Annotated in this window: 14 protein-coding genes; 12 read left to right on the top strand and 2 right to left on the bottom strand. The window is 64.6% G+C overall.

All coding sequences use genetic code 11. The features are described 5' to 3' along the window. Positions 1-57: 57 nt before the first annotated feature. Positions 58-990 (top strand): ABC transporter ATP-binding protein, encoded by a 933-nt coding sequence (locus tag OSW16_RS07735; RefSeq protein ID WP_267822045.1) that lies wholly within the window; start codon positions 58-60, stop codon positions 988-990. Beyond that, on the top strand, positions 987-1,766 hold the full coding sequence (locus tag OSW16_RS07740; RefSeq protein WP_267822047.1) for an ABC transporter permease: 780 nt from the start codon (positions 987-989) through the stop codon (positions 1,764-1,766). The genes OSW16_RS07735 and OSW16_RS07740 overlap by 4 nt, the downstream gene beginning before the upstream one ends. On the opposite strand, the gene OSW16_RS07745 is transcribed toward OSW16_RS07740, so the two are convergent. Then, positions 1,650-2,276, bottom strand: coding sequence for a DUF2062 domain-containing protein (locus tag OSW16_RS07745; RefSeq protein ID WP_267822049.1), 627 nt, complete (start codon positions 2,274-2,276; stop codon positions 1,650-1,652). The two genes, OSW16_RS07740 and OSW16_RS07745, sit on opposite strands and share 117 nt — an antisense overlap. Before the next feature lie 142 nt (positions 2,277-2,418). Here OSW16_RS07745 and OSW16_RS07750 point away from each other — a divergent pair, with 142 nt between their 5' ends. The 8 genes from OSW16_RS07750 to murB all read left to right on the top strand — a co-directional run bounded on the left by OSW16_RS07750 (position 2,419) and on the right by murB (position 9,265). Beyond that, positions 2,419-4,650 (top strand): DNA internalization-related competence protein ComEC/Rec2, encoded by a 2,232-nt coding sequence (locus OSW16_RS07750; protein WP_267822051.1) that lies wholly within the window; start codon positions 2,419-2,421, stop codon positions 4,648-4,650. A 68-nt stretch (positions 4,651-4,718) separates the two neighbouring features. After that, a complete protein-coding gene (locus tag OSW16_RS07755; protein ID WP_241803021.1) occupies positions 4,719-5,354 on the top strand; it encodes a MotA/TolQ/ExbB proton channel family protein in 636 nt (211 codons plus the stop codon). Then, a complete protein-coding gene (locus OSW16_RS07760) occupies positions 5,351-5,785 on the top strand; it encodes an ExbD/TolR family protein (RefSeq protein WP_267822053.1) in 435 nt (144 codons plus the stop codon). Before OSW16_RS07755 ends, OSW16_RS07760 begins: the two co-directional genes overlap by 4 nt. Further along, a complete protein-coding gene (gene lpxK / locus OSW16_RS07765) occupies positions 5,785-6,795 on the top strand; it encodes a tetraacyldisaccharide 4'-kinase (protein ID WP_267822055.1) in 1,011 nt (336 codons plus the stop codon). Before OSW16_RS07760 ends, lpxK begins: the two co-directional genes overlap by 1 nt. Positions 6,796-6,838: 43 nt before the next feature. Then, positions 6,839-7,024 (top strand): Trm112 family protein, encoded by a 186-nt coding sequence (locus tag OSW16_RS07770; RefSeq protein ID WP_003247142.1) that lies wholly within the window; start codon positions 6,839-6,841, stop codon positions 7,022-7,024. Further along, complete coding sequence (gene kdsB, locus OSW16_RS07775) at positions 7,021-7,785, top strand: 3-deoxy-manno-octulosonate cytidylyltransferase (RefSeq protein WP_241803024.1); 765 nt, start codon at positions 7,021-7,023, stop codon at positions 7,783-7,785. The genes OSW16_RS07770 and kdsB overlap by 4 nt, the downstream gene beginning before the upstream one ends. Further along, on the top strand, positions 7,785-8,249 hold the full coding sequence (locus OSW16_RS07780) for a low molecular weight protein-tyrosine-phosphatase (protein ID WP_267822057.1): 465 nt from the start codon (positions 7,785-7,787) through the stop codon (positions 8,247-8,249). Before kdsB ends, OSW16_RS07780 begins: the two co-directional genes overlap by 1 nt. Then, entirely contained in the window at positions 8,246-9,265 is a 1,020-nt protein-coding gene (gene murB / locus OSW16_RS07785) for a UDP-N-acetylmuramate dehydrogenase (protein WP_267822058.1), read from the top strand. Before OSW16_RS07780 ends, murB begins: the two co-directional genes overlap by 4 nt. An 81-nt stretch (positions 9,266-9,346) precedes the next feature. On the opposite strand, the gene rne is transcribed toward murB, so the two are convergent. After that, the gene (gene rne, locus OSW16_RS07790) at positions 9,347-12,589 is read right to left on the bottom strand and encodes a ribonuclease E (protein WP_267822059.1); all 3,243 of its coding nucleotides are present in this window, start codon (positions 12,587-12,589) and stop codon (positions 9,347-9,349) included. A gap of 811 nt (positions 12,590-13,400) precedes the next feature. On the opposite strand from rne, the gene rluC reads away from it, so the two are divergent. Continuing rightward, positions 13,401-14,357, top strand: coding sequence for a 23S rRNA pseudouridine(955/2504/2580) synthase RluC (gene rluC / locus OSW16_RS07795; protein ID WP_042111265.1), 957 nt, complete (start codon positions 13,401-13,403; stop codon positions 14,355-14,357). A gap of 3 nt (positions 14,358-14,360) precedes the next feature. Next, positions 14,361-15,041 (top strand): HAD family hydrolase, encoded by a 681-nt coding sequence (locus tag OSW16_RS07800; RefSeq protein WP_241803028.1) that lies wholly within the window; start codon positions 14,361-14,363, stop codon positions 15,039-15,041.

Genomic DNA, 15,041 nt, shown 5'->3' on the forward strand with positions numbered 1-15,041 from the left:
TGCGCCAGTGAATTGCCCTGGCGTGTCCTGACCTTTTCACTCGGTACGTGACCCGCTATGAGTTCTGCCCTGTCCATCCGACAGTTGACCAAAACCTACGGTAATGGCTTCCAGGCCCTTAAAGGGATCGACCTGGACGTCGCCGAAGGTGACTTCTTCGCCTTGCTCGGCCCCAACGGCGCCGGTAAATCCACCACCATCGGCATCCTCTCGACGCTGGTCAACAAGACCACTGGCACGGTGAACGTGTTCGGCCACGACCTGGATCGTGAGCCTGCTGCGCTCAAGCGCTGCCTGGGGGTGGTGCCGCAGGAGTTCAACTTCAACCAGTTCGAGAAGACCTTCGATATCGTGGTCACCCAGGCCGGCTATTACGGTATCCCGCCAAAACTGGCCAAAGAGCGCGCTGAACAGTACCTGACCCAGCTGGGGTTGTGGGACAAGCGCGATGTCCAGTCGCGCTCGTTGTCCGGCGGCATGAAGCGCCGGCTGATGATCGCCCGGGCGTTGATCCACGAGCCACGCCTGCTGATCCTCGATGAACCGACCGCAGGGGTGGACATCGAGCTGCGTCGGTCGATGTGGAGCTTCCTCACCGAGCTCAACCAGAAGGGCATCACCATCATCCTGACCACCCACTACCTGGAAGAAGCCGAACAGCTGTGCCGTAACATCGGCATCATCGACCACGGCACCATCGTCGAGAACACCAGCATGCGCCAGTTGCTGGGCAAGCTGCATGTGGAGACCTTCGTGCTCGACATCAAGCAGGACCTTGCCAGCGCGCCGGTGCTGCAAGGCTACCCGTGCCGGCTGCTGACCCCGCACAGCCTTGAGGTGCAAGTGGACAAGGACATTGGCATCACCGCGCTGTTCGCTCAGCTGGCGCTGCAGAACATCGAGGTGCAGAGCCTGCGCAACAAGACCAACCGACTCGAGGAGCTGTTTGTGTCACTGGTGGAAAAGAACCTGTCGAAGGTGGCCGTATGAGTGTGGAACTGCGCACCAACTGGGTCGCCCTGAACACCATCGTCTACCGCGAAGTGCGGCGCTTCCTGCGTATCTGGCCGCAAACCTTGCTGCCCCCGGCCATTACCATGGTGCTGTACTTCGTCATCTTCGGTAACCTGATTGGCCGGCAGATCGGCGACATGGGTGGTTTCACCTACATGCAGTACATCGTGCCGGGGCTGATCATGATGTCGGTGATCACCAACTCCTACGGCAACGTGGTGTCGAGCTTCTTCGGCAGCAAGTTCCAGCGCTCGATTGAAGAGCTGATGGTGTCGCCGGTGTCGCCGCACACGATTCTCGTCGGCTATGTGCTGGGTGGCGTGCTGCGCGGGCTGGCGGTCGGGGTGATCGTGACCATCCTGTCGATGTTCTTTACCGACCTGCAGGTGCACCACTTGGGTGTGACCGTGGTCGTGGTGTTGCTGACGGCCACCATCTTCTCGCTGCTGGGCTTCGTCAACGCTGTGTTTGCACGCAACTTCGACGACATCTCGATCATCCCGACCTTCGTGCTGACGCCGCTGACCTACCTGGGCGGGGTGTTCTATTCGATCAACCTGCTGCCGCCGTTCTGGCAGACCGTGTCGCTGGCCAACCCGGTGCTGCACATGGTCAACTCGTTCCGCTACGGCATCCTAGGGGTGTCGGATATCAGCATTGGTACGGCGATCACCTTCATGCTGGTCGCCACTGCGGTGCTCTATGCACTGTGCGTTCGCCTGCTGGTCAGCGGCCGCGGCATGCGCGCCTGAGGCCCTGAGCTTGCGCCGGCGCCATTGCCGGCCAATCCACCAGCGCCAGTACAACAGGGTGGTGAACCAGGCGACGATGCCCAGCACCACACCGCACACCACCGAGCCCAGCAGGAACGGCTGCCATAGCGTTGCCAGCTGGTCGGTGATCCATTCGAAGGTGAGGTCGTCGGGCAGGCTGCGCGGCGGTGTGCCCAGCAACCAGGCGCCGGTCATGTAGGTGACGAAAAATACCGGTGGCATGGTCAGGGGGTTGGTCAGCCATACCAGGCTGACGGCGATCGGCAGGTTGCCACGCACCGGGATCGCCAGCGCAGCGGCCAGCAGCATCTGCATGGGGACGGGAATCAGTGCCGCGAACAGGCCCACGCCCATGGCCCGGGCCACCGAGTGGCGGTTCAGGTGCCAAAGATTCGGGTCATGCAGCAACTTGCCGAAAAAGCGTAAGGACTTGTGTTCCCGAATGCTGGTCGGATCCGGCATGTAGCGTTTGAAAAGGCGGCGCGGCATGTAGGCTCCCCGAGCGGTCATCACGCAAGTATGCCTTGATTCCATCTCAGCCTCGTTCAGAGTTTGTGACAATTGTTGAGCGAGCCTCGGCGTCTTTTCGTCTATGCCTGAGTGGGTCATTCGGTTTCCGGAGCTCTAACTCATGCGCACAGGGATGTTTGCGCTGGCGCTCGGGCTGTTGTGCCTGGGTATTGTTCCCCAATTGCCATCGGTCGGGTGGCTGTGGCTGCTGCTCGGTGGCGGCCTGCTTTGCCTGTGCACACGCCTTTGGCCGCTGGGTTGCTTTGCGCTGGGGCTGTGCTGGGCTTGCTGGTCGGCGCAGCAGGCACTGGATGACCGCCTGGCCTCTGGCCTGGATGGCCGTACGCTGTGGCTGGAGGGCCGGGTGGTCGGCTTGCCGACCCACACGGCGCGTGGGGTGCGCTTTGAGCTGGAGCAACCGCGCTCGCGCCGCGCTGCGTTGCCCCAGCGCCTGCAATTGCATTGGTTCGATGGCCCACCGCTGCGTGCTGGCGAGCGCTGGCGCCTGGCCGCTACCCTGCAGCGCCCGGCCGGGCTGCTCAACCCGCACGGTCCGGACCGGGAGGCACAGTTGTTGGCCAGGCGCATCGGTGCCACTGGCACGGTCAAGGCCGGCCATGTGCTGGATGCCGCGCAGCCGGGCTGGCGTGACGCTCTGCGCCAGCGCTTGTTGAGTGTCGCTGCCCATGGCCGGGAAGCTGCCCTCGTCGCGCTGGTGCTCGGTGATGGCGCCGGCTTGGCCCGCGAGGACTGGCAAGCGCTGCAGGCCACGGGCACAGTCCACCTGTTGGTGATTTCGGGGCAGCACATCGGCCTGGTCGCCGGCTTGCTCTACGCCCTGGTCGCCGGCCTGGCGCGCCGGGGCCTGTGGCCTGCGGCTCTACCCTGGTTGCCGTGTGCATGTGGCCTGGCCCTGGGCGCGGCGCTGGCCTATGGCTGGCTGGCCGGTGCGGGGGTGCCGGTGCAGCGCGCCTGCCTGATGCTGGCCGTGGTCTTGCTCTGGCGCCTGCGCTTTCGCCATCTTGGGGCGCTGTTCCCTTTGCTGCTGGCGCTCACCGGGGTGCTGCTGGCCGAGCCCCTGGCCCCGCTGTTGCCTGGTTTCTGGCTGTCGTTCGCGGCAGTGGCGACCCTGGTCTACTGCTTCAGTTCGCGTCTTGGCAGGTGGCGGCCCTGGCAAGGGTGGACCCGCGCCCAGTGGGTGATCGCCATCGGCCTGCTGCCGGTATTGATCGCCACCGGTTTGCCGGTCAGCCTGAGTGCGCCATTGGCCAACTTGCTGGCAGTACCCTGGATCAGCCTGGCGGTATTGCCTTTGGCGCTGCTTGGGACCTTGCTGCTGCCGTTGGCAGGGGTAGGTGAAGGCCTGTTGTGGCTGGCAGGTGGGCTCTTGGACGTCTTGTTCCGGTCGCTGGCGTGGGTAGCGGACTGGCGCCCGGCATGGCTACCGCCTGCGTTGCCGACCTGGGCCTGGCTGATGGTCTGCCTGGGGGCGTTGCTGGTGCTGCTGCCGTCCGGCGTGCCCCTGCGCAGCCTGGGCGGGACCCTGCTGCTGGCGTTGTGGGTGCCCAGGGAAGCTGTGCCCCCTGGGCAGGTGGAAGTCTGGCAGCTGGATGTCGGGCAGGGCTTGGCGGTCTTGCTGCGCACCCAACATCACAGCCTGCTCTACGACGCCGGGCCTGCGCGGGGCGATAGTGATCTGGGTGAGCGGGTGGTGTTGCCCACTTTGCACAAGCTGGGCGTCAAGCGCCTGGACATCATGCTCGTCAGCCATGCCCATGCCGACCATGCCGGTGGCGCACCGGCCGTGAACCGTGGGTTGCCGGTGGTGCGTGCGCTGGGCGGCGAAGCGCTGGAGGACCTTGCCCTGCAGCCGTGTACGCGTGGTGAGCAGTGGGAATGGGATGGGGTGCGCTTTTCGCTGTGGCATTGGGCCCAAGGGCAGAGCAGCAACGACCGCTCGTGCGTGCTGCTGGTCGAGGCGCAGGGAGAGCGGCTGCTATTGGCAGGCGATATGGAGGCGGGGGCCGAGCGCGCATGGTTGGCGGACCACGCCGCGCCACGTATCGATTGGCTGCAGTCGCCGCACCATGGCAGCCGCAGTTCCTCGACCGAGGCATTCATCCGCGCCACGGCGCCGCGCGGGGTGCTGATTTCGCGCGGGCGTAACAACGGTTTCGGGCATCCGCATGTGCAGGTGCTCGAGCGGTATCGGCGGCATGGGCTGGCCATTCACGATACGGCGGTGGAGGGGGCGTTGCGGTTGATGTTGGGAAGCCGTGGCGAAGTGGAGGGCGTACGGGGGCAACGACGCTTTTGGCGCAGTAGGGGGGCATACCCCCACGCAATTCCCTGACCTTCGGCAGATGAGCCCCCGGCGCGCCTATGTTAGAGTGGCGGCCTTTTTCCGAGGGGGCGTTTACTGTGTGGGAATTGGTCAAGTCCGGTGGTTGGATGATGCTGCCGATCATTCTGAGCTCCATCGCTGCCATGGCTATCGTCGTCGAGCGCCTGTGGACCCTGCGCGCCAGCCGCGTTACCCCGCCACACCTGCTGGGCCAGGTATGGATGTGGATCAAGGACAAGCAACTCACCAGTGACAAGCTCAAGGCCCTGCGCGCCGATTCGCCGCTGGGTGAGATCCTCGCTGCGGGCCTGGCCAACTCGCGCCATGGCCGTGAAATCATGAAAGAGTGCATCGAGGAGTCGGCCTCGCGGGTCATCCACGAACTGGAGCGCTACATCAGCACGCTCGGTACCATCGCCGCGATGGCCCCGCTGCTTGGCCTGCTCGGTACCGTACTGGGCATGATCGATATCTTCAGCGCCTTCATGGGGACGCAGATGACCGCCAATGCGGCCGTGCTGGCCAGTGGTATTTCCAAGGCGCTGGTCACTACGGCGGCTGGCCTGATGGTCGGCATCCCGGCCGTGTTCTTCCACCGTTTCCTGCTGCGCCGCATCGACGAACTGGTGGTGGGCATGGAGCAGGAGGCAATCAAGCTGGTGGAGGTCATCCAGGGCGACCGTGAAGTCGAAGTGGCCGGAGGCAAGGCGTGAAGTTCCGGCGCAATCGCCAGCGGGAGAACGTTGACATCAACCTGGCGTCGTTGATCGACGTGGTGTTCGTCCTGCTGCTGTTCTTCGTGGTCACCACCACCTTCACCCGTGAGACCCAGCTGCGTGTGGAGCTGCCTGAGGCCGTCAGCGCCGAACAGCCAGGCGCAGACCCGGAAAAGCTGGTGGAGGTCACCATCAGTGCCGATGGCGTGTATTCGGTGAACAACCACCTGTTGCCCAAGAGCGACCTGGCCACCCTGACCGAGGCGATCCAGCGCGAGTCGGGCGGTGACAACACGCTGCCGCTGGCCATCAGCGCCGACGGCAAGACCCCGCACCAGGCCGTGATCACTGCGATGGATGCCGCCGGCAAGCTCGGTTTCAGCCACCTGCGCATGACCACCGTCGAGGCTGCCCAGGGGACACCTTGATGGCGCTCGCCGACCGTCTGCTAGCCGCCTGGTACGCCGGGCATCCGGCCCTTGCCCTGCTGCGCCCGCTCGAAGCGCTTTACCGGCGGGTGGTGACGCGCAAGCGCGCGCGGTTTCTCAGTGGCGAAAGCGCCAGCTACCGCGCCCCGGTGCCGGTCATCGTAGTGGGCAACATCACCATTGGTGGCACCGGCAAGACGCCGATGATCCTCTGGTTGATCGAGCATTGCCGACGCCAGGGGCTGAGGGTGGGGGTGGTCAGCCGCGGCTACGGTGCAAAACCGCCTCGGTTGCCCTGGCGTGTCGAAGCCTCGCAGCGTGCCGAGCAGGCCGGCGATGAGCCTTTGCTGATCGTTCAGCGCACGGGTGTGCCGCTGATGATCGACCCCGACCGCTCCCGCGCCGTGCAGGCATTGCTGGCCAGCGAGCCGTTGGACCTGATCCTGTGTGACGACGGTATGCAGCACTATCGCCTGGCGCGCGACCTGGAGCTGGTGCTGATCGATGCTGCGCGTGGCCTGGGCAATGGCCGCTGCCTGCCGGCCGGCCCTCTGCGCGAGCCTGCCGAGCGCCTGCAAGAGGCCGATGCGGTGCTGTTCAATGGCGCCACTGTCGATCGCCCCGAGGGCTTCGCTTTTCGTCTGCAACCCAGTGCGCTGGTCAACCTGCGCAGTGGAGAGCGCCGCGCGCTCGACTTCTTTCCTCCTGGCCAGCGCCTGCATGCGGTGGCCGGTATCGGCAACCCGCAACGTTTCTTCAACACCCTGCTGGGGCTAAACTGGCAGCCGGTGCCGCATCCGTTCGCCGACCACGCCCAGTTCAGCGCGCAAAGCCTGGCTTTCAGCCCGTCGCTGCCATTGGTGATGACCGAGAAGGACGCGGTGAAGTGCCGGGCCTTCGCTGCCGATGACTGGTGGTACCTGGCCGTGGAGGCGGTGCCTACGCCGGCTTTCTGCGACTGGTTCGACAGCCAGCTGCAACGCTTGCTGCCAGGGCCGCGAACGCCCTGAGCCCCTTTTCAATTTCCGGCCATCTGGCCTCAAGGAAGCTTCCATGGACACCAAATTGCTCGACATCCTGGCCTGCCCGATCACCAAGGGGCCGCTCAAGCTCAGCGCTGACAAGACCGAGCTGATCAGCAAGGGCGCTGGCCTGGCCTACCCGATCCGCGATGGCATCCCGGTGATGCTGGAAAGCGAGGCGCGCACCCTGACCGACGACGAGCGTCTGGACAAATGAGCCTGAACTTCACCGTGGTCATTCCCGCCCGGCTGCGCTCGACGCGCCTGCCGGGCAAGCCGTTGTTGCTGATCGCCGGCAAGCCGATGGTTCAGCACGTCTGGGAGCAGGCGCGCAAGAGCGGTGCCGGCCGTGTGGTCATCGCCACCGACGACGCCAGTATCGTCGAGGCCTGCCAGGCCTTTGGGGCTGAAGTACTGATGACCCGCGCCGACCATGAGTCGGGTACCGACCGCCTGGCTGAAGTGGCTGCGCAGCTTGGCCTGCCGGCCGACGCCATCGTGGTCAACGTCCAGGGGGATGAGCCGCTCATCCCGCCGGTGATCATCGACCAGGTCGCAGCCAACCTGGCGGCGCATCCGGAGGCAGGTATTGCCACCCTGGCCGAGCCGATCCACGACCCCGAAACCGTGTTCAACCCCAATGCGGTCAAGGTGGTCAGCGACAAGAACGGCCTGGCCTTGAGCTTCAGCCGTGCGCCGCTGCCGTGGGCACGTGACGTTTTCGCCAATGATCGCAACCAACTGCCGCAAGGTGTGCCTTACCGCCGCCATATCGGCATGTACGCCTACCGCGTCGGTTTCCTTCAGGACTTCGTCAGCTGGGGGCCGTGCTGGCTCGAGCAGACCGAGGCGCTCGAGCAGCTGCGTGCCCTCTGGCATGGCGTGCGTATTCACGTGGCCGATGCCATCGAGGCGCCAGCAGTGGGTGTCGATACTGCACACGACCTCGAGCGCGTACGGCGCTTGCTGGAGGCCTGATGCGCGTCCTGTTCGTTTGCCTGGGCAATATCTGCCGGTCGCCCACCGCCGAGGGTGTGCTGCGCCATCAGTTGCAGGTCGCGGGCCTGGCTGGGCAGGTGCACGTGGCGTCCGCCGGGACCGGTGACTGGCACGTGGGCAAGGGGCCCGACAGCCGCACCTGCAAGGCCGCACTGGCGCGGGGCTATGACCTGTCGCAACAGCGTGCCCAGCAGGTCAAGGCTGAGCACTTTGCCGAGTACGACCTGATTCTGGCCATGGACGAAAGCAACCTGCGCCACCTGCGCGCCATGCGTGCCCCCAATGCGACTGGCGAGCTTGACCTGTTCCTGCGCCGCTATGGGGCGGCTGTGGATGAAGTGCCGGACCCTTACTACGGCGGCGCAGAGGGGTTCGAGCAGGTGCTGGACCTGATCGAGGCGGCCTGCCATGAGCTGGTTGTCGAAATCAAGGGGCGGTTATGACGGCGCACTGGCAGGAGCAGGTTTCGCTCAAGCCTTACAATACCTTCGGCATCGATGTGAAAGCCCGGTACTTCGCCCAGGTACAGAGCGACGACGAGGTGCGCGAGGCCCTGGCGCAAGCGCGCCAGCGAGGGCTTGCGGTGATGGTCATCGGCGGCGGCAGCAACCTGCTGCTGACCCGTGATGTCGACGCGCTGGTACTGCACATGGCCAGCCGTGGCCGCCACGTCCTCGGTGATGACGCAGGGCGTGTGGTGGTCGAGGCCGAGGCGGGCGAGCCTTGGCACCCGTTCGTGCAATGGTCGTTGCAGCAAGGCTTTTGTGGCCTTGAAAACCTCAGCCTCATCCCGGGCACGGTAGGGGCTGCGCCGATGCAGAATGTGGGCGCCTACGGCGTGGAAATCAAGGATGTGTTCGCCGGGTTGACGGCGCTGGACCGGCACACAGGCGAGCTGCGTGACTTCGGGCTTGAGGAATGTGCTTTTGGTTACCGCGACAGCCTGTTCAAGCGTAACCCTGGGCGGTGGTTGATCCTGCGGGTGCGCTTTGCCTTGAGCCATCGGCTGCAGGCCCATCTGGATTACGGCCCGGTACGTCAGCGCCTGGCCGAGCAGGGCGTGCAGGCGCCGACGGCGCAGGCCATCAGCGACGCTATTTGCAGCATTCGCCGCGAGAAACTGCCCGATCCGGCTGAGCTGGGCAATGCCGGCAGCTTTTTCAAGAACCCGGTGGTTGCCGTCGAACAGCTGGCGCGGATCCGCGCTGAGTTTCCAGGTGTGGTGGCTTATCCCCAGGCTGACGGGCAGGTCAAGCTGGCGGCAGGCTGGTTGATCGAGCAGGCCGGCTGGAAGGGGTATCGAGATGGCGATGCCGGTGTGCACCGTTTGCAGTCGCTGGTGCTGGTCAATTATGGCCAGGCAAGCGGAGCGCAGTTGCATGGCCTGGCGCAACGCATTCAGGCGGATATCCTGGCGCGGTTCGGGGTTGCGCTGGAGATGGAGCCCAACCTGTACTGAGCCCGGTGCAGGCACCCCAAGCGGCCAAGAAAAAGCCCCGCCAGTTCACACTGGCGGGGCTTTTTCATTCAGCCGTGGCTATCAACCGTGATGAGGTTTGTGCTCATCGGCGGTTTCCAGCGCTGGCGTACCTGCAGTGGCCGCTTCCTGCGCAGCCTTGGCAGCCGCTTCGGCCTCGCGCTTGCGACGACGCACTTCACGTGGGTCGTTAGGGGCGCGGCCGTTAGGCAGCATCACGGTGGCCGCTTCGGGCACTGCCGGGGTTTCCACCGGGGCAGGCTCGGCGACCACAGGCGCTGCTTCGACTACGGTTGCTGCCGGCTCGACAGCCACTTCTGGCTGGGTTTGGGCGACAACGGCAGGCAGCTCGGCAGCCGGCGCTTGTTCAACGGCGACTTGGGCCTTCTCGGCTTCACCCGCTTCGATCACCGGAGCTTCGACAGGTGCCTCTACAGGTGCCTCTACAGGTGCCTCGGCAACCACTACCGGTTCGACCGCAGGCGCTTGTTCGACTACCGGCTCAGGGGCAACTTCAACCACAGGCGCGGCGTTGGCTTCGACTGCAACGACCGGCTCGCTGAGCGGCTGCTCGACCACCGGTGCAATGGCGATTTCCTCGGCCTTGGCGACGGCTTCGACCTGCTCGGCCGGCTGAGCCGCTTCGCTGTTGTCGGTGGCCGCAGTTTCGGCACTGGCGCGTTCAGCCTGCTGGTTGGCTTGCGCTTCGGCGCCAGCACTGATGTTGCTGCTGGCTACAGCGGCGGTGACGGCCAGGCCGGCAGCCAGTTCGGCACCCAGCTCGGTGGCCTGGTGCTGTTGTGGTTGCTCGTCGCTGCCTTCTTCATCGCTGCCTTCGATCAGCTCGCCATTGGCGTTGCGCTGACGTTCACGACGGTTGCTGCGGCGACGCTGGCCGCGGGAGCGGCGGCGCGGACGCTCGTCATCGGAGCCTTCCTGCTCGTCCTGTTGCAGCTCTTCGTTCGGCAGTTGCTCATCGGCGAGCTCTGCAGCCTTCTCGGCAGCCTGCTCGGCTTCACGTGGCTGGCGCTCTTCGCGTGGAGGGCGTGGCTGACGTTCTTCACGCGGTGCACGCTCTTCACGTGGTGCGCGCTCTTCACGAGGTGCACGTTCTTCACGTGGAGTGCGCTCTTCACGCGGTGCACGTTCTTCACGTGGAGCGCGCTCTTCACGCGGTGCACGTTCTTCGCGAGGCGCGCGTTCTTCGCGCGGTGCACGCTCTTCACGTGGCTGGCGTTCTTCACGAGCGGCCGGTGTTGCATCCAGCGGCTCACGCAGTTCGCGTACGCGCTCTTCGCGGTTGCCGCGGCGGTCTTCGCGTGGCTGACGAGGAGCGCGTTCTTCGCGCGGTGCACGCTCTTCACGCGGTGCACGTTCTTCCCGCGGTGCGCGCTCCTCACGTGGTTGGCGCTCTTCACGCGGGGCACGCTCGGCGCGCTCTTCACGCGGTTTGCGCTCTTCGTCACGGCGGCCGTTGCGGTTGCGGCTCTGCTGGCGGCCGTTGCGACGCTCCTCGTTACGCTGAGTGCGCTCGGGGGCAGGCTTCTCGGTGGTGACCACCGGGGCGGCGGCAGGCTCTTCCTTGCCGGCGAACAGGCTGACCAGCGACTTCACCAGGCCTTTGAACAGGCTTGGCTCCGGTACGCTGGCTGCCGCGGCGGCCGGTGCGGCAGGCTGCTGCTCTTCGACGACGCTCGGTACCGGCGCGTTGGCGCGGGCCGGTGCGGTCTTGACCGCTGCTTCCTGACGCACCAGGGTGCGCGTGGCGGTCGGCTGCGGTGCTTCTTCGGTTTCGGAGGCCGCGATTTCGTAGCTGGACTGGTTGTTCAGCACTTCCGGGTTGTCGTCGCGCAGGCGCTGGACTTCGAAGTGCGGGGTTTCCAGGTGGTCGTTCGGCAGAATGATGATGCGGGCACGGGTGCGCAGTTCGATCTTGGTGATCGAGTTGCGCTTCTCGTTGAGCAGGAACGCGGCGACCGGGATCGGTACCTGGGCGCGTACTTCGGCAGTACGGTCCTTCAGGGCTTCTTCCTCGATCAGGCGCAGGATGGCCAGGGACAGCGATTCGACATCGCGGATGATGCCGGTGCCGGAGCAGCGCGGGCAGACGATGCCGCTGCTTTCGCCCAGCGACGGGCGCAGGCGCTGACGGGACATTTCCAGCAGGCCGAAGCGCGAGATGCGGCCGACCTGCACGCGAGCGCGGTCAGCCTCGAGGGCTTCGCGTACACGTTCTTCGACGGCGCGCTGGTTTTTCGCCGGTGTCATGTCGATGAAGTCGATCACGATCAGGCCGCCGATGTCGCGCAGGCGCAGCTGGCGGGCGATTTCTTCGGCCGCTTCCAGGTTGGTCTGCAGCGCGGTTTCCTCGATGTCGCTGCCCTTGGTGGCGCGCGCCGAGTTGATGTCGATGGAAACCAGGGCCTCGGTCGGGTCGATCACGATCGAGCCGCCAGAGGGCAGGTCGACGACGCGCTGGAAGGCGGTCTCGATCTGGCTTTCGATCTGGAAGCGGTTGAACAGCGGCACGCTGTCTTCGTACAGCTTGACCTTGCTGGCGTACTGCGGCATCACCTGGCGGATGAAGGTCAGGGCTTCTTCCTGGGCATCGATGCTGTCGATCAGCACTTCGCCGATGTCCTGGCGCAGGTAGTCGCGGATGGCGCGGATGATGACGTTGCTTTCCTGGTAGATCAGGAACGGTGCAGCGCGGTCCAGGGAGGCTTCCTTGATGGCGGTCCACAGCTGCAGCAGGTAGTCGAGGTCCCACTGCATTTCTTCGCTGCTGCGGCCAAGGCCCGCGGTGCGCACGATCAGGCCCATGTCGCCTGGCACGGTCAGGCCGTTGAGGGCTTCACGCAGTTCGTTGCGCTCTTCGCCTTCGATGCGGCGGGAGATGCCGCCGGCACGGGGGTTGTTCGGCATCAGGACCAGGTAGCGGCCTGCCAGGCTGATGAAGGTGGTCAGGGCGGCGCCTTTGTTGCCGCGCTCTTCCTTCTCGACCTGGACGATGACTTCCTGGCCTTCGCTCAGGACGTCCTTGATGTTGACGCGGCCTTCAGGGGCTTTCTTGAAGTACTCGCGGGAGATTTCCTTCAGCGGCAGGAAGCCGTGACGTTCGGAGCCGAAGTCGACGAAGGCGGCTTCGAGGCTGGGCTCGATCCGGGTGATCTTGCCTTTGTAGATGTTGGCCTTTTTCTGCTCACGCGCACCGGACTCGATGTCCAGGTCGTAGAGACGTTGGCCGTCCACCAGGGCTACACGCAACTCTTCGGGTTGAGTTGCGTTAATCAGCATTCTTTTCATGTTGTACCGTCGGTTTCCGGGCTGCCGGAAACGGCGTTCGGCACACACGACTTCTCATGGTCGGTGCCAAGGTGCGCAAAGGGTGGCCGGGCCACCCCCGTGTCGAGCAACGTTCGGCACCAGCCGGTTTCCCAGCCTGCCGTTGTCGCGACGACGCGTCCTGTTTGCTGCGGTGCCAAGAGGCCCCTGCGGTATCTGCAGAGATATCCGAATCGATATCCGAATCAACCCAGCAGGCCTCGTGCACTCAGTCAGGAGGAGGAATCAACCGTCAGCCGTGGACGCCCATGGGGCATCTGTTCAGGACCTTATCCGCTCGCCGGCCATGCATTGGGCCGGTGGCCGGACGCGGTGCTACACGGTCCGAGGGCTGTGCATCTCCACCCTGCACGTATCCCTGATAATTCGGGTGCTGCCGCGCGCTGAATCCGCAACGGGTTGCATTTTTCGCCAGCGCAATTTCCGCGCTGACGCCATTCATGTCCAAGGCAGGTATTTCCGAAGCATTCGCCGTGCGTTGCGTGCAAGCGTCGGGGCGGGCAGAGGTGCAGCGAAAAGAAGCGGGTAAGCAGGTGAAACACCGCACTTGTCGTTTTTTTTCGGTCTTCTCTACACAGCGCTGGTGGCGATTCCAGGCAATTCGGTAAACTGGCGAAAACCCCGTAGGACGGCCTCGCGTCCTGCAGAATTGCGTTGGTCAGGGACCGGCTAAGGGCCTGGTGCCGCTGGCCTACCGCTTTTGGCGGCGTTCGCGACTATAGCAGTAATGATTAAGTGCTTCAATTCCATAAAAAATTGTTATGATCCCTCGATGACGACCAATACCCCTCCGACTTCCGGCGTTCAGCTGATCGAAGTCGCGCCGGAGCTTGCCGGCCAACGTATCGACAATTTCCTCATCACCGCGCTCAAGGGCGTGCCCAGGACGCTGGTCTACCGCATCCTGCGCAAAGGCGAGGTCCGGGTCAACAAGGGCCGTGTCAAGCCTGAGTACAAGATCCAGGCCGGTGACATCGTCCGTGTACCGCCCGTGCGCCTGCCTGAGCGTGACGAGCCGGCCCCGGTTGCCCAGGGCCTGCTGCAGCGCCTGGAGGCCGCCATCGTCTACGAAGACAAGGCGCTGATCGTGATGAACAAGCCGGCCGGTATCGCCGTGCATGGTGGCAGTGGCCTGAGCTTTGGGGTGATCGAGGCGCTGCGCCAGCTGCGTCCGGATGCCAAGGAGCTGGAGCTTGTGCACCGCCTGGACCGCGACACCTCTGGCCTGCTGATGATCGCCAAGAAGCGCAGCATGCTGCGCCACCTGCATGCCGCATTGCGCGGTGATGGGGTCGACAAGCGCTACATGGCGCTGGTGCGTGGCCACTGGCCTACCTCGAAGAAGCAGGTCAATGCCCCGTTGCTCAAGAGCAACCTGCGTTCGGGCGAGCGTATGGTCGAGGTGAACGACGAGGGCAAAGAGGCGCTCACCCTGTTCCGTGTGCTTCGCCGTTTCGGCGAGTTCGCCACCATTGTCGAGGCTCGCCCTATCACCGGGCGTACCCATCAGATTCGCGTGCATACGCTGCACGCCGGCCACATGATCGCCGGTGACAGCAAGTATGGCGACGAGGACTTCAGCCGCGAGATTCGTGACCTGGGCGGCAAGCGGCTGTTCCTGCATGCCTATGCCCTCACCGTGCCGCTGCCTGATGGTGGCGAGCTCAAGCTCGAGGCGCCGGTGGACGAAGTCTGGGCGAAAACCGTAGAGCGTCTGGGGGCGTCCTGATTCATGAAGAAGTCTTACGAGTTGCTGATCTTCGACTGGGACGGCACCTTGGCCGACTCGATCGGGCGGATCGTCGAGTCGATGAATGCCGCTGCCGAGCGTGCCGGTGAGGCGCCAAGCCCGGAGGAGGCTGTCAAGGGCATCATCGGCCTGGCGCTTGGTGAGGCCATTTCCACCCTCTACCCGCACCTCGATCCTGTGCAGGTCGAAACCTTCCGTCAGCACTATGCCGACATTTATACGGCGCTTGATCAGCAGCCTTCGCCGTTGTTCGAGGGGGTGGTCGAGTCGCTGGAGGCCTTCCGGGCCGAGGGTTATCGCCTGGCGGTGGCCACTGGCAAGGCGCGCCGTGGTCTGGACCGGGTGCTCAGGGCCAATGGCTGGGAGCGGTTTTTCGACATCACGCGTGCTGCTGATGAGACCCGCGGCAAGCCCCATCCGCTGATGCTCGAGGAAATTCTGGGCCATTGCGGTGTCCAACCTGGGCAGGCGCTGATGGTCGGAGATTCGGCATTCGATCTGCTGATGGCGAAAAACGCCGGTATGCATTCGGCGGCCGTGGGCTATGGTGCCATGTCGCTGCAGGCTTTGGCCGAGTTTGGTCCGCAGGTGTGCATCGATCATTTTTCCCAGTTGCGCGAGTGGCTGGCAGGTTCTGCGCAAATCCAATTCCAAGGTAGGTGA

Source organism: Pseudomonas putida (assembly GCF_026625125.1).
Lineage (GTDB): Bacteria > Pseudomonadota > Gammaproteobacteria > Pseudomonadales > Pseudomonadaceae > Aquipseudomonas > Aquipseudomonas putida_X.

Excerpts from the sequence above, each read along its gene's own strand:
- rne (WP_267822059.1), bottom strand. The coding sequence starts at position 12,589 with ATGAAAAGAATGCTGATTAACGCAACTCAACCCGAAGAGTTGCGTGTA.
- OSW16_RS07745 (WP_267822049.1), bottom strand. The coding sequence starts at position 2,276 with ATGCCGCGCCGCCTTTTCAAACGCTACATGCCGGATCCGACCAGCATT.
- lpxK (WP_267822055.1), top strand. The coding sequence starts at position 5,785 with ATGGCGCTCGCCGACCGTCTGCTAGCCGCCTGGTACGCCGGGCATCCG.
- OSW16_RS07770 (WP_003247142.1), top strand. The coding sequence starts at position 6,839 with ATGGACACCAAATTGCTCGACATCCTGGCCTGCCCGATCACCAAGGGG.
- OSW16_RS07735 (WP_267822045.1), top strand. The coding sequence starts at position 58 with ATGAGTTCTGCCCTGTCCATCCGACAGTTGACCAAAACCTACGGTAAT.
- OSW16_RS07780 (WP_267822057.1), top strand. The coding sequence starts at position 7,785 with ATGCGCGTCCTGTTCGTTTGCCTGGGCAATATCTGCCGGTCGCCCACC.
- OSW16_RS07740 (WP_267822047.1), top strand. The coding sequence starts at position 987 with ATGAGTGTGGAACTGCGCACCAACTGGGTCGCCCTGAACACCATCGTC.
- kdsB (WP_241803024.1), top strand. The coding sequence starts at position 7,021 with ATGAGCCTGAACTTCACCGTGGTCATTCCCGCCCGGCTGCGCTCGACG.
- OSW16_RS07750 (WP_267822051.1), top strand. The coding sequence starts at position 2,419 with ATGCGCACAGGGATGTTTGCGCTGGCGCTCGGGCTGTTGTGCCTGGGT.
- OSW16_RS07800 (WP_241803028.1), top strand. The coding sequence starts at position 14,361 with ATGAAGAAGTCTTACGAGTTGCTGATCTTCGACTGGGACGGCACCTTG.
- murB (WP_267822058.1), top strand. The coding sequence starts at position 8,246 with ATGACGGCGCACTGGCAGGAGCAGGTTTCGCTCAAGCCTTACAATACC.
- rluC (WP_042111265.1), top strand. The coding sequence starts at position 13,401 with ATGACGACCAATACCCCTCCGACTTCCGGCGTTCAGCTGATCGAAGTC.